Source organism: Peptoniphilus equinus (assembly GCF_027921445.1).
GTDB lineage: Bacteria > Bacillota > Clostridia > Tissierellales > Peptoniphilaceae > Peptoniphilus > Peptoniphilus equinus.
Map to the genome: position 1 here is coordinate 1,361,827 of NZ_CP115667.1, position 13,649 is coordinate 1,375,475.

Annotated in this window: 15 protein-coding genes; 1 reads left to right on the forward strand and 14 read right to left on the reverse strand. The window is 47.8% G+C overall.

What is annotated here, in order from left to right; genetic code table 11:
* Window positions 1-91: 91 nt before the first annotated feature.
* The 7 genes from O6R05_RS06665 to O6R05_RS06695 form a co-directional block, all read right to left on the reverse strand.
* Window positions 92-643 (reverse strand): isochorismatase family protein, encoded by a 552-nt coding sequence (locus tag O6R05_RS06665; protein WP_271191209.1) that lies wholly within the window; start codon window positions 641-643, stop codon window positions 92-94.
* Complete coding sequence (locus tag O6R05_RS06670) at window positions 640-1,545, reverse strand: PfkB family carbohydrate kinase (RefSeq protein WP_271191210.1); 906 nt, start codon at window positions 1,543-1,545, stop codon at window positions 640-642. The genes O6R05_RS06665 and O6R05_RS06670 overlap by 4 nt, the downstream gene beginning before the upstream one ends.
* A gap of 18 nt (window positions 1,546-1,563) precedes the next feature.
* Complete coding sequence (locus tag O6R05_RS06675; RefSeq protein WP_271191211.1) at window positions 1,564-3,243, reverse strand: phospho-sugar mutase; 1,680 nt, start codon at window positions 3,241-3,243, stop codon at window positions 1,564-1,566.
* 23 nt (window positions 3,244-3,266) lie between these two features.
* The gene (gene ybaK, locus O6R05_RS06680; protein ID WP_271191212.1) at window positions 3,267-3,746 is read right to left on the reverse strand and encodes a Cys-tRNA(Pro) deacylase; all 480 of its coding nucleotides are present in this window, start codon (window positions 3,744-3,746) and stop codon (window positions 3,267-3,269) included.
* Window positions 3,747-3,827: 81 nt separating this feature from the next.
* Entirely contained in the window at window positions 3,828-4,619 is a 792-nt protein-coding gene (locus O6R05_RS06685; RefSeq protein ID WP_271191213.1) for a metal ABC transporter permease, read from the reverse strand.
* The gene (locus tag O6R05_RS06690) at window positions 4,606-5,241 is read right to left on the reverse strand and encodes a metal ABC transporter ATP-binding protein (protein WP_271191214.1); all 636 of its coding nucleotides are present in this window, start codon (window positions 5,239-5,241) and stop codon (window positions 4,606-4,608) included. Before O6R05_RS06690 ends, O6R05_RS06685 begins: the two co-directional genes overlap by 14 nt.
* Complete coding sequence (locus O6R05_RS06695) at window positions 5,238-6,362, reverse strand: metal ABC transporter solute-binding protein, Zn/Mn family (RefSeq protein ID WP_271191215.1); 1,125 nt, start codon at window positions 6,360-6,362, stop codon at window positions 5,238-5,240. Before O6R05_RS06695 ends, O6R05_RS06690 begins: the two co-directional genes overlap by 4 nt.
* Window positions 6,363-6,462: 100 nt before the next feature.
* Here O6R05_RS06695 and O6R05_RS06700 point away from each other — a divergent pair, with 100 nt between their 5' ends.
* Window positions 6,463-6,894 carry a Fur family transcriptional regulator gene (locus O6R05_RS06700; protein ID WP_271191216.1) on the forward strand — a complete coding sequence of 144 codons (432 nt, stop codon included), beginning with the start codon at window positions 6,463-6,465 and terminating at the stop codon, window positions 6,892-6,894.
* Window positions 6,895-6,936: 42 nt separating this feature from the next.
* Here the strand turns inward: O6R05_RS06700 and O6R05_RS06705 are convergent, their stop codons facing one another.
* The 7 genes from O6R05_RS06705 to O6R05_RS06735 are packed head-to-tail and all read right to left on the reverse strand — an operon-like array spanning window position 6,937 to window position 13,374.
* Window positions 6,937-8,568 (reverse strand): sensor histidine kinase, encoded by a 1,632-nt coding sequence (locus tag O6R05_RS06705; protein WP_271191217.1) that lies wholly within the window; start codon window positions 8,566-8,568, stop codon window positions 6,937-6,939.
* Window positions 8,565-9,248, reverse strand: a complete 684-nt coding sequence (locus O6R05_RS06710; RefSeq protein ID WP_271191218.1) for a response regulator transcription factor — start codon at window positions 9,246-9,248, stop codon at window positions 8,565-8,567. The genes O6R05_RS06705 and O6R05_RS06710 overlap by 4 nt, the downstream gene beginning before the upstream one ends.
* Before the next feature lies 1 nt (window position 9,249).
* Window positions 9,250-9,894, reverse strand: a complete 645-nt coding sequence (gene phoU, locus O6R05_RS06715) for a phosphate signaling complex protein PhoU (RefSeq protein ID WP_271191219.1) — start codon at window positions 9,892-9,894, stop codon at window positions 9,250-9,252.
* 1 nt (window position 9,895) lies between these two features.
* On the reverse strand, window positions 9,896-10,651 hold the full coding sequence (gene pstB / locus O6R05_RS06720) for a phosphate ABC transporter ATP-binding protein PstB (RefSeq protein WP_271191220.1): 756 nt from the start codon (window positions 10,649-10,651) through the stop codon (window positions 9,896-9,898).
* Window positions 10,648-11,538 (reverse strand): phosphate ABC transporter permease PstA, encoded by an 891-nt coding sequence (gene pstA, locus O6R05_RS06725; protein WP_271191221.1) that lies wholly within the window; start codon window positions 11,536-11,538, stop codon window positions 10,648-10,650. Before pstA ends, pstB begins: the two co-directional genes overlap by 4 nt.
* Window positions 11,535-12,431, reverse strand: a complete 897-nt coding sequence (gene pstC / locus O6R05_RS06730) for a phosphate ABC transporter permease subunit PstC (RefSeq protein ID WP_271191222.1) — start codon at window positions 12,429-12,431, stop codon at window positions 11,535-11,537. The genes pstA and pstC overlap by 4 nt, the downstream gene beginning before the upstream one ends.
* A complete protein-coding gene (locus O6R05_RS06735) occupies window positions 12,421-13,374 on the reverse strand; it encodes a substrate-binding domain-containing protein (protein ID WP_271191223.1) in 954 nt (317 codons plus the stop codon). The genes pstC and O6R05_RS06735 overlap by 11 nt, the downstream gene beginning before the upstream one ends.
* Window positions 13,375-13,649: the final 275 nt, after the last annotated feature.

Consider the following 13,649-nt stretch of genomic DNA (forward strand, 5'->3'; position numbering starts at 1 on the left):
CTTCACGTGATAAGACTCTCACCACACCGACGACAAGGCCTTGTGCTCCGGTAACTTATGCCATAAAAAAAAGAGGGCGCTCGCCCTCATTTTACAAAATTAATTTTTGTACCGCCTTAAACTCCGCTGTCCCGGAGATGGAATTCAAGTCAAACATCACCGTCTCCACATTGGTGACGCAGGCACCCATCTGTGCCATCTGGCTCAAGGCATTGTCTTTGTTGTGCGGATCACGAGATCCTACGGCATCTGCCGCAACAAACACCTCATACCCTGCCTCAATCAGGTCACGCACTGTGAGAAGCACACAGATGTGAGCTTCAATACCGCTCACTACAATCTGTTTTTTGCCCGTCTCCTTTAACGTAGCCACAAACTCCGGCTCCAACATACAGCTAAAAGCCGTCTTTTCAATCTCTTTAGCCTCAGGCAGTGCGGCTTTTAACGTGCTGTGATTGTACCCCAATCCTTTGGGATACTGAGCGGTAAAAAGCGCTTCGGTGTGCATGATGTTTGCCATATCCGCAAGGATTTGAGCTTTTTTGAGTACGTCGTCGTGATGGTCAATAGCTTTTAACAGTTTGTCCTGTATATCGATGAATAAAAATAACGTAGTGTCTTTGTTTAATTTAAAAGATGTCACACTATACCTCCAAGTTGTCGGACCTCAATGCGATTCATCGTTGCCTTGAGATCACTGAGATCGTCGTCATGTCGGGCGTCAAACAGCGCAAACGCCACAGCAAATTTCAGCGTCATAATAATGTCATAGCCTCGATCCATGCCAAGAGCCATACCGCTTAACAGGCCGAAAGGTCGGAAACGGCCGCGGTGGGCAATGTTGTCAAAATCCACCCTGTAACTCTCCGATTTGGTGGCGATGATCACACCGGTGTCGCTGTTGACCACCAGCACCCCGACCCCTTGGTCAAAGATTATGTTCGCAAGTTTCACCACATCCTGCTCCCGTTTGATGGAAAAACCGGTATAACTTTCCAAATCTTCCTTTTCCACGAGCAGAAGATACGGCTTCGATGTGATGACCGTCTCAATCCGCTCCGGCGCCACAAGTACAGGCTTAGTTTTTCTGTAGCAAAGATTCAGCATGTTGCGATAGAGGACGGCATCCAAAACCGGATTTTCTCGTCCAAGGATCACGCCGTCAACGCGGTCCAGCATCTCGCCGAAAGCGACCAGAATGCTTTCCTGTTCTTCAGTGGTAAGCGACTGCATCGGCTTTGTGAGCTCCGTCTTAAGGACATTGCTGCGAATAACCACGCGTTCCGGCGTGGCAGCCTGAACGGTGACCGTCTCATACAGCACATGACTTGCCTCTAAATCGACAGTAAACTCACGTCCTAAAGTGCCTCCGACAAAACTTAATACGAGCACGTCATCCAAGCCGCTTAAAAGTTTGGCCACATCCACCGTGTCACCGCCGGCACGCAATGTCGTCTCAGAAAAATAATTCACCCGGTGCTTATGAAACTCGTCCACATGGTACACCCGCTGAACTTCCGGATTGAACTCACAAAACAGAATCATAATGTCCCTCCGATGCCTCTATTTTACAGACTCCAGTTCCGCTACCACAGCGTCTTCCAAAGCCTTGACTTTCTTCGCCGCCACGGCTTCATCCCGATCCACCACGTAAATGTAGAGTTTGATTTTCGGCTCGGTACCCGATGGACGAACAGCAAACCAGGAGCCGTCATCCAAATAATATTTCAAAACGTTACTGCGCCCGACAGGGTTCTCTTCATTAAAGTCCACACATTCTGTCACACCAAGCTCTCCAAAAGCTTGGTAGTCGGCAGCTCGGAAGTGTGCCATCATCCGAGCGATGCGCTCAGCCCCGTCCATCCCTTCAAGGACCAGACTCTTTAAGAACTCTTTGTGATAGCCGTATTGTATAAAAAGCTCGTTGAGCACGTCCACCAAAGTTTTGCCCTGTTTTTTATAATAAGCCGCCATTTCTACAATAAGCATAGCAGCAATGACCCCATCCTTATCCCGGACGTGGTCCCCATAGACGTAACCGATGCTCTCTTCAAAGCCATAGAGGAAGGTGTACTCCTTGGTTTCATCCCAGCGATTCGCCAAAGCGCAGATATTTTTAAATCCGGTCAGCGTTTCAAACGTGGCGACACCATAGCTCTTGGCAATGCGTTTCGGCAAGTCCCCGGTGACAATGCTCTTGACTATCGCACCGCCTTCAAAGAGCCCCTTCTTCTCATACAGCGACGAGAGAATATAGTGAGCCAAAAGCGAACCGATCTGGTTGCCGGTAAAACTTACGTACTTGCCGTCGTGGCGCACTTCCATCGACACACGATCACAGTCCGGGTCTGTCGCAAGCAAAAGCTCCGCCCCCAGCTCATCTCCTAAGGCTTCAGCATACTTAAAAGCCTTGACATCTTCAGGGTTGGGATAGCCTACCGTGGTAAAATCCGGATCGGGATTTTCCTGTTCCGCTACGACATGAATAGACTCGAAGCCTCGCTCTGCCAACACGTGCCGCACCGGTTTGTTCCCCGTCCCATTCAACGGCGTATAGACCACCTTGATCGACTTGTCCACATCTTCTCTTAGGGCGCGAATTAGAGTGGCGTGATAATAAGCCTGATCCAGAGCCTCGGGACAGTATTCAATAATGCCCGCATCAAGACCCTTCTCAAAATCCAACGACTTGACGTCTTTAAAAGCTAAAGCAGCTATCGCCTCTTGAATGCGATCGGCCACATCGGATAAAATTTGAGACCCCTTGTCCCAATACACTTTATAGCCGTTGTAATTTTTCGGATTGTGGCTTGCCGTGATGACAATACCGGACTGAGTCCCCAGATAGCGTACCCCATAGGACAGCATCGGCGTTGGACAAATGTCTTTAAACACATACGTCTTGATGCCATTCGCCGCAAAGACTTCGGCGGCAATTTTCGTAAACAGCTCGGAGCCGTGGCGCACGTCGTGGGCAATGACAATGCCTTTCTTTGCAGCAGCAGGCCCTTCAGCTAAAATCGTATCGGCCAAACCTTGAGAGGCCCGCGCAATGACGTATCGGTTCATGCGGTTGGTCCCCGCCCCGAGGATCCCCCGCAGACCTGCCGTGCCGAACTCCAACTCCTTATAAAAGCGATCTTCCAGTTCCTGTTCATCGTCAATGGCGCGAATTTCCGCTTTTGATGCCTCGTCAATACATGGATCGTTCAGCCATGCTTGCATTTTTTCTCTGTATTCCATAGTTACTCCTTCATAACAACGCGTTAGTCCTGTTTGGTAATATCGGCATACGTCGCCCCGATAAGTCGTACCAAGTCCTCCGGTGCAATGTGAATCTGTAAGCCGATACGCCCCCCGGAGACAAAAATCCGCTCATGGGACTGTGCCGAGCTATCCAATACCGTAGGCAACTGACTCTTCATCCCAAGAGGACTGCAGCCGCCGTGCACATAGCCTGTCAGAGCAAAGAGATCCTTTTGCTTTAGCATCTCCAGTTTCTTCACGCCGACAGCGACCGCCGCTTTCTTTAAATCCAGTTCTTTAGCCACAGGCACATCAAAGACGAAGTGTCCTTCCTTGGACACAGTCACCAAAGTCTTGTAGACACACGCGATGTCCTCCCCAAGCTCATTGGCCACTGCCACCCCGGACAGGCCGCCTGTCCCCTCATAAGTGTGAGCCGTATACTCAATATGGTGCGCGTCCAAAATGCGCAGTGCATTGGTTTTCTTTACATTTTTCATAGTATCATTGTACCCCTTTGCCTGAGTTTACTCAACTGCAACAAAAAATCCGGCCGAAGCCGGACTGTATCATGGACAATGTTATTTGCCTTTAATAAACAACAGCACAACGAGTGTACTTACTCCCAAGAGGACGATGGTACCTCCCGGTTTTAAACTGAAGTAAAAGCTGAGGACTAGGCCTGTGAGTGTAAAGATGATCCCGAAAAGCGCCGCCAGGGCAACGGTCTTTCCGTAACCCAGTTTAAAGCGCATGGCACAAGCCACAGGAATGACCATGAGCGATGAGATGATCAAGACCCCCACCGTTCGTGCCGAGACCGCAATGGTCACCGCCACAAGCACCATAAAGAGCACGTTGAAAAATCCGATGTTGATCCCTGCCAAGCGAGCCGAGGTCTCATCGAAAGCCACGTGGCACAAACTCCGATAAAAGAGAAGAAACAGCGCACCGACCACCACGCCGACAACAAGAATGAGATAAAACTCATCGTCGGGAATAGCAATGATGGATCCGAAAAGCAAGCTTTCAAAATTCACATTTCGGGTGACAAAGCCGGAGAGCACTGAGGCAAGTCCAATGCCTGTCGACATGACAATCGCCGTGGACAGCTCCCCATAGCCGGGAAACTTTCTGCGGACAAACTCCATAAAAAGCGCCGCCACCACACAGGTCAACAGTGCTCCGACGGTCATGTTAAGACCCAACAGAAATCCGAGGATAATACCTGCAAGACTCACGTGGGACAAGGCATCGCCCACCATGGAAAGATTTTTATTGACAACCACCATCCCCATCAGAGGTACGATAAGGGCCACCACCACGCCGACGATAAGGGCGCGAACCATGTAACCGTAACTAAAGAGTTCCATGTCTCACCTTCCCTTCGTCGACGACATACACGGTATCCAAGAGCGACCGAACACTGGCGAGCTCATGGGTGATCATTAAAAGAGTAATGCCGTGAGCACTGTGCAAATGGTCAAGAAGCTTATACAGTGCCTCCTTAGCCTTAGCGTCTATCCCCGTCGTCGGCTCGTCAAGAACCAGCAGCTGCGGCGCCTGAAACATGGCCTTGGCGATAAGCACCCGTTGGCGTTCGCCGCCGGAGAGTTCCCCGTAGCGTTTTTTCTTCAAATGCTCGGCACCGACTGACATCAACGTACTTTCAATACGAGACTTCTCTTTCTTTGAGAGAAAAAGACGACTTTTGCACTGAAGCCCCACCAGCTCTTCCACTGTGATGGGAAAGTCCATATTTGCCGCGGCGAGCTGAGGGACATAACCAATGTCACTGAGGGGAATGTTCAAATGAATAGAGCCACCCTTCGGCTTCAACTCGCCAAGAATCAGTTTAATAAGGGTGGTTTTGCCCGCCCCGTTTTCTCCCACGAGGGCCGCAAACTCACCTTTGTGAATCTGAAAGGTCACATCGTCAAAAATAGCATTGTCATTATAGCCAAATTGTACATGATTTAATTCAATGATGTTCAAGCAAGAGCCTCAACCAGTTTTTTCAAATTATCCTCCATCACTGAGAAGTAATCCGCACCGTTTTGAACTTCCTCATCCGAGAGACTTTCCAACGGATTGAGGACCACAAGTTCAGCACCGGTTTCGCTCGAAATGGTTTCGGCGACTTTGGTGTCGATGAGATCTTCCGTGAATATTGTTTTAATATTTTCAGCTTTAATACCGTTAATCAGGTCTTTTATCGTCTTGGCATCCGGTTCGGTCTCTGCTTCAATACCGGTGATGCCGATTTGTTGCAAACCATACTCATCGGATAGATACCCATAGGCCTCGTGACTGACGACAATTGTTTTATTGGTCACGCCGTCCAACTCGGTTTGATACTTCTCGTTCAGGGTATCCAATTTTTCAAGTGTCGCACTCAAGTTAGCTTCATAGTCCGCTTTCCCGTCAGGGTCAGCCGCGATGAGCGCCTTGGCAACATTGTTCGCTGCCGTCTTCATGCGCACCGGTGACAGCCAGAAGTGCGGATCGAATTCACCGTGATCGTGGTCATGCTCATGAGCTTCAGTCGCTTCAGCGTTATGGTTGTGATTAGCTTCTGCTACTTCAGCATTGTGGTTGTGATCAGCCTCTGCTACTTCAGCGTTATGGTTGTGATCAGCTTCTGTTGCTTCAGCGTTGTGGTTGTGATTAGCTTCTGTTGCTTCAGCGTCGTGGTTGTGATCGGCTTCTGCGGCTTCGCCGTCGTGATCGTGGTGATGGGTGTTGGGAAGAAGATTCATACCCTCGGCCAATTCTTGAGTGACCAAAGCATCATTTTCTACGCTCTCCATCACTTTGTCAATCCAGGATTCCAAACCGGCACCTGCATAGAGGAGCACATCAGCCTCAGATAAGTCTTTAATCAAACCGGAGTCCGGTTCCCAACCGTGAGGTTCCTGACCGTTAGGAATAATTGATCTCACCTCAATGCGTTCACCGCCAATTTGTTTTGCCAAATCGTACACCGGATAGACGGATGCGTAGACGACCGGTTTATCTGCATCGTTCGGTTCTGCGTCCGCCCCTGCCTGATTCTTTTGACCGCATGCCACAAGGACAAGCGCCAAGATAACTAATAGTGCTAATTTCTTTTTCATACTACCTCCTAGTAAATAATAATAATTCTTATTCTTATTTAATGATACTCCAAACTCAAACCGGGTGCAACTGTGTTATACTTAAGGTGAGGCGATAACTATGGAAAATTTACTCATTGAACACGGACTTAAAGCCACCAAAGGACGGATGGAAGTGCTCCGCGCCCTTCAAACGGCGACAGTCCCCCAAAGCGCAGAAGATCTCATTGAACATATTGACAGCAAGGTGGTTTCCGCCTCAAGCGTCTACCGTATTCTCTCCGAGCTGGAACACGCCGGGGTCGTGAATAAAACCGTGCGCCAAAACGCCATCGCCACCTATGACTTAACCCACAACCACCAACACTTTATTCTCTGTTCCCACTGCGGGAAGATGATCCCTACCGATCACTGCCCGATAGAATCCTTTGAGAAAGAGGTGGCCCGTAAGACAGGGTTTAAAGTTACCGGTCACATGGTGGAACTCGTGGGGATCTGTCCGAACTGCCAACAGGCACTGGCGGATCAATCCCGATCTCACCTGTGTACATGATTGCAACTAAAAGAGGAAGAGCCGACCGACTCTTCCTTTTTTTTATTTCACACCGCGATTTTCTTTTATCGGCAAGGTGACGGTAATCGTAGTCCCCTCTCCAAGCTTGGATTGAATGGCCACTTTACCGTTTAAGGTCTTCACAATATGTTTGACAATGGAAAGACCCAAGCCCGTGCCGCCCCGTTTCTTCGAACGTGATTTTTCCACACGGTAAAACCGCTCAAAAATACGATCCAAATCTTTTTCCGCGATGCCGATACCGGTATCTCGAACCACGAGGACAGCTTGGCGATCCATGGTCATGGACACGTCCACCGTCCCGCCTTCTCGATTGTATTTAATGGCGTTTTCAATGAGATTGGCCACCAGTTCCCACAGCATGGTGGTGTTGGATTTAAAATGTCCGGACCCTGCCACGTGTAGACTCACCTGACGCTCCATGGCATAAGTGGTGAAGTTCATTTCAAGACGCTTGGCAAAGTCGGTAAGGTTAATATCTTCGGTGCTCACTTGTGTGCCGGACTCTAAACGTGAAATCATGATGATTTCGTCGATGAGTGTCAACAACCGCTTGGACTCATGTAAGATACGCCTATCCATTTCTTGGCGATCCGACTCCGGCACAAGGCCTGAACTCATGAGTTCAGCAAAGCCGTAGATGCTGGTGAGCGGGGTCTTCAGCTCATGGGAGACATTGGCGGAAAATTCCTCGCGAATTTTCTCAGCCCGTATTCGCTCCGTTTCGTCGATAAGCAGTAAAATGGCGCCGGTGATGTCCCCGTCATAGGCTACCGGGTTGGCATAGTATTTAATATAACTGTCTCCAATTTCAAAAAGACCTTCAGAATAGTTGCCGTTATAGCAATCTTCCAAAGCAAAGACCAGATCCTCGCGTCGGGTGACATAGAGAATACTTTTATTCATGGTGTCTCTGTTGGTCTCAAGCATAGCCATGGCCTTGCCGTTCATCATAATGATCCGTCGTTTGGAATCCAAAATGAGCAGGCCTTCTTCCATATTTTCCAAGACGCTGATGATGGTGTCCAGTTCCCGCTTAATGTTAAAGAGCTCCCGGCGCTTCATTTCTGTTGCTTTTGAGAGAATATTCACAAACCCCGTGAGCTCCGGCACGGATAACAAGTCGTCATAATTGCCGCTGCGCTCATACTTATAGATCGGCTCCATAATCGCTTCGGTGGATTTTTTCGACACAAAGGCGGTGAAGAGATAGACAGCTGCAATGATGAGTACATAGGCCGGGATATAATGAAACAGATACCCCGGGAAATTGTCCTGTACCAGTCCGATGGAAAGCATCGACGAGTCTCTCAGTTCCTTAGTGACATTGATCTCTTCGCTGAGCCAACTTCCTGAGGCGGTCACAAGCGTCCCCGGTTTTAACGTGAACCCGCTTTGGTCTTTGGAGTCGTAGCTCACTGCCCCCAGATAGCGAATGTGGAGATTGTCCCGGGAGTTCGCCAAATTATCCAAATATACAAGTCTATCCACCCCATGATCAAAAGTCTGGGCGACCATTGAGATTAAGGTGGATAGTTCCCTTTCGGTGCGTGCTTTGTCGTTGTTATACTGAACGATACCTGTGATGAAAATCGTGGCGGTAAATACAAAGAGCGCCACCAGTCTCAAATATCTATAGATCAGTCGATTCATTCATTCTTGTCTCCGGCACTGATTTTATAACCCACGCCGCGAACGGTATGGATAAAGGTCCGCTTCTCCGCCAATTTTTCTCGGAGGAGTTTAATGTGCATATCCACCGTTCGGGTTTCGCCTTCATAGTCATAACCCCACACAGAGTTTAACAGCATTTCTCTGCTCAGTACGATGTCCACGTTGGACATCATGTACTTAAGCAACTCAAACTCTTTATAGGTGAGGTTGACCGGCTGGCCGTCCATGGTCACCTGACGGCGCAAAAGATCCATGTGAATGCCTTCAAACTCCAAAAATTCTTCAAGCTGTCGTTGGTTGCGTCGCAGCAACGCATTGATACGGCTTAAAAGTTCCAATACGGAGAAAGGCTTGGTCATATAGTCGTCGGCGCCAAGGTCTAAACTGCTGACAATGTCATACTCCGAGGTGCGGGCTGTGAGCATCATCACAGGAATCGAAGCGGTGTGCGGTGCGGACTTGAGCATTTTTAAAATTTCCACGCCGTCCATATCCGGAAGCATGATATCCAATAAGATCATGTCCGGAACGTCTTTGGCAAGCTCTTTAAAAAATTCCTTGCCCTTTTCGAATCCCTTGGTCTGATAATTTTTGCTTTTCAGCGCGTATTCAATCAGCTTTTGTATGGAACTGTCATCTTCAACAATATAAATGAGCATATTAGTCCTCAGTTGGGAACCCTTCAATGGCAAAGACGACCCAACGTGATATATTGACAGCGTGATCTGCAATACGTTCCAAATATTTGGTGATCATAATCAGATCAATAATGCGTTCGGCTTTGAGCTCCTCGCTTTTAATCGCGTGAACCAGCTCATCACGAATGGCAACAAAAAAGTTGTCAATGGTATCATCATCCAATGCCACGGATTTTGCGAGTTCAAAATCCCTTTTAACGTAAGCGTTAATGGCTTTGTGGACCATGGCCACTGTCGCTTCCGCCATATCTTTAATGTCAACGACCGGTGCAATGTCTTCCGGTACGAAGTTCTTTGAAATCTCCGCAATGTCATTGGCCTGATCGCCAATGCGTTCCAAGTCGGTAATCATCTTCAGCGTTGCGGAAATCCAGCGCAAATCTGAAGCCACCGGCTGTTGTTCCAACAAAAGGCGTAAGCAGTGGTCTTGAATTTTAGTCTCCAACTGATCCGAAGTTTTTTCCAACCGACGAATTTCCTCATAGGTGATATTGCCGGATTGGAATACCAATTGTACAGCCTTTTGAATCGCCTGCTCCGCCACCATGCTCATCTGAAGCATCTCTTCATTGAGAAGTTCCAAATCTTCATCAAAATGCTTTCTCATATCAACCGAACCTTCCTGTAATATAGTCTTCTGTGCGCTTGTCATGAGGCTTGGAGAAAATGGTGTAGGTGTCACCGTACTCAATGACTTCTCCGGTGAGGAAAAACGCCGTTTTATCCGACACACGTGATGCCTGCTGCATATTGTGCGTTACCATAACAATAGTATAGTCTTTTTTCAACTCGAGAACAAGATCCTCAATCTTCCCTGTGGAGATAGGATCCAGTGCTGATGTGGGTTCGTCCATAAGAATGACATCCGGTTCCACACTCAGACACCGAGCAATGCAAAGGCGTTGTTGTTGTCCACCGGAGAGAGCCAGCGCATTTTTATGAAGATCAGCCTTCACCTCGTCCCAAATAGCCGCCTGTTTTAACGACCGTTCCACAATGTCATCCAGCACCGCCTTATCGGTGATGCCGTGGGTTTTCGGACCGTAGACAATATTGTTGTAGATCGACATGGGAAACGGATTCGGCGATTGGAATACCATCCCCACCCGTTTTCTCAGCTCATTGACATTATAAGCCGGGTCATAAATATCGTGCCCGTCCAGATGGATCGAGCCCTCAATACGACACCCTTCCACCAGGTCGTTCATCCGATTAAGACACTTTATTGTCGTCGACTTACCACACCCGGAAGGTCCGATAAACGCTGTGATTTCATTAGGAAGAATTTCCATGTTGATACCTTTTAACGCTTTGAAGTCACCGTAATAAAGGTCTAAGTCTTTAATACTAAATTTAGAATTCAACTTTGAACCTCCATATATTTGGTTGCAATCTTGTTGGAAATGAAATTAATGACAAGCACAAGCACTAGAAGCACACAAGCTGTGGCATAGGCTTGTCCCACGTAGAGTCCTTCGGAAGAGAGCATATAGACGTGTAAAGCCAGCGTCCTTGCGGATGAGCCAAGACCGGTCGGCATCTTCGTTGCCGTACCGAGGGTAAAGATAAGACATGCCGTCTCGCCAACCACACGCCCAGTTGCAAGGACAATTCCCGCGATGATCCCCGGCATGGCCACAGGCAGTACAATTTTAAAAATCGTGCGAAGACGTCCTGCCCCCAGGGCAAACGACGCATGACGAATATTGTCGTTGACGGCCTTAAGCGCCTCTTCCGTCGCGCGAATAATAAGCGGCAAAATCATGATCGAGATCGTGAGCACCCCGGACATGATCGAGTAACCCAGTCCTAAGAGATCACTGAAAAACATCATCCCGAACAGACCATAGACGATGGAGGGAATCCCTTGGAGTGTTTCTGCCGCCAATCGAATGACTTCTACAATTTTTGAGCCGCTCTTCGCATATTCTACCAAAAAGATGGCGGTGAAAATACCAATAGGGGCGGAAATAAGAATGGACAGCACCACAACAATAAAGGTCGTGATAATCGACGGCAGCATGGACACATTATCCGTGGTGTATTCCCATGCAAAGAGATCCGGTTTAAAGTGAGGTATCCCTTGGAGAATGACATAGCAGATAATAAGAAGCAGACTTCCAAAGGTGATGACCACCGACAATGTGGTGGCATAACGATAAAAATTCAGCTGACCACGCACTTTACAAAAGATGGCCGACCCCACAAGGATAGCGAATAAAACCAATAGAATAAGCAGTTTTGTACTCATAGTTTTTCGCTCCTTTTCTTAAAAATCCAAAATGTAATGTTGATGATAAGAATGAAAATAAACAGTACGCAGGCCGTGGCAATTAAGGCTTCGCGGTGAATCCCTGCCGCATAACCCATCTCCAGGACAATGTTGGTTGTCATGGTGCGTATACCTTTGAAGATATTAAAAGTAAGACGGGTTTGGTTCCCGGCGACAAGAATCACCGCCATCGTCTCACCAATCGCGCGACCGATTCCGAGAATGATCCCCGCAAAAATACCGCTGCGCGCAGCAGGCAAAACCACGTGCATCACTGTGCGTTCGTGTGTCGCCCCCAGAGCGATAGACCCTTGGTAGTAGGGGTTGGGTACTGAACGGATGGCATTCTCTGAAATGGCAATAATCGTCGGTAGAATCATAATGAGAAGCAAAATAGCTGCCGTTAAAATACTCATCCCGTTGCCCTTAAAAAGTTCTCGCATCTTCGGTACGATAAAAGTCAAGGCGAAAAAACCGTAGACAATGGACGGAATCCCGGCCATGAGATTAAGCCCCGGTTTTAAAATGCGATAGAGCCAGGCCGGACAGTCACAGGCAAGGAATGCCGAAGTGAACAGCGCTACCGGCACAGCCATGGCCGATGCCAGGAGTGTCACCATAATGGATCCCATAATCATGGAAAAAATGCCGAAAGACGGCGGGGTATCCATCGGAGACCAATCCGTACCGAAAAGAAAGTCCTTGAGGCCTACGGTACGAAAGACATCAATGCCGCCACTGAATATAAAATAGGAAATGAGTATAATGAAAAAAACAGAAAAGAGTGCACAGAGTAAAAAGAGGTATCTTGCGATACGCTCTTTAAACTCTTGAGACTTCTTCAATTCTGCATTGATTTTGTTACTTTGCATTGACCTCAGCCCAATCAGTAGTTGTTCCGTTAAAAATGTTCTTGATTTGATCGATCGTCATATCTTCAGTGGCATTGTCGTTGTTGATAACAACAGCGATCCCGTCGCGGCAGATAACTTCTTGGTTAAGAGCTGCAGCTTCGTCTTCTTTGAGCTCACGGGAAGCCATACCGATTTGTGCAGTGCCGTCCATAGCGGATTTCATACCTGCAGAAGAACCGGTTGCTTGGATATCGGCATTGAAGTTAGGATTGTGTACTTTGTAAGCTTCAACCAATTTTTCCATCAGCGGTGTCACTGAGGTAGAGCCTGCAATAGTAATGCTTCCAGACACGTCAGCCGGTTCATAAGGTTGTGCTTCAGGGTTTGGTACATAACCTTCTTCTTCAGCAATCTTGCCTGCTTCTTCAGATGCAATGAAAGCGAGGAAGTCTTTTACTTCCGGAGTCGGTTCCCCTTTGTAAGCGATATTGAAAGGACGTGCAATTGGGTAGGTCCCTGCTACGATATTTTCAGCAGTTGCTTCAGTGCCTTCAACTTTAAGTGCTTTAACGGTGTCGTTTAAAGAACCGAGGGAAATATAACCGATACCTGCTACGTCGTTAGATACTGCGGTGAGTACGGCATCTGTAGAATTTTGAACAGCTGCTTCTTCAGAGGTCATGTCTTTTTCATTACCTGCATCGTCCTTTTCGATCAATCCGACGATTTCAGTAAACGCACTACGTGTTCCGGATCCTTCTTCACGAGAGATTACGTTAATAGGACCTTCAGCTGTTGCGGCCGTTTCAGTAGCAGCGTTGCCGGTGTTAGCTGCGTTACCTTCTTGGGCGTTTCCTTCTGCAGCTTGGTTGCCACCACAAGCGGTAAGCGCAAAGGCCATTGTTGCGACTAACGCACCTGTAGTCAGTTTTTTGGTGATGTGTTTAAAGTTGATTGTCATTCCATTCATCCTTTCTTGATGTTCTTAATTTCAACTGCATTATAACGAGCTTATGTAAATTAAAAACAGAGGCTTTGTAAAGTTTATGTAAAATAATTTACAAAGTCGACACCAGAATTTCACCTCATCTAAACCGATATAAACGTCCGTATCGTAAGCCATATTGGATGGAACTGTTTTAAGGTGTAGCCCTTCACGAGTCAAAAGACAAGGGTGTGAACCCTATAGAAAAGCTGACGCTGCTTTCATCTTTCTATTCCCATGCCGCCATAAAG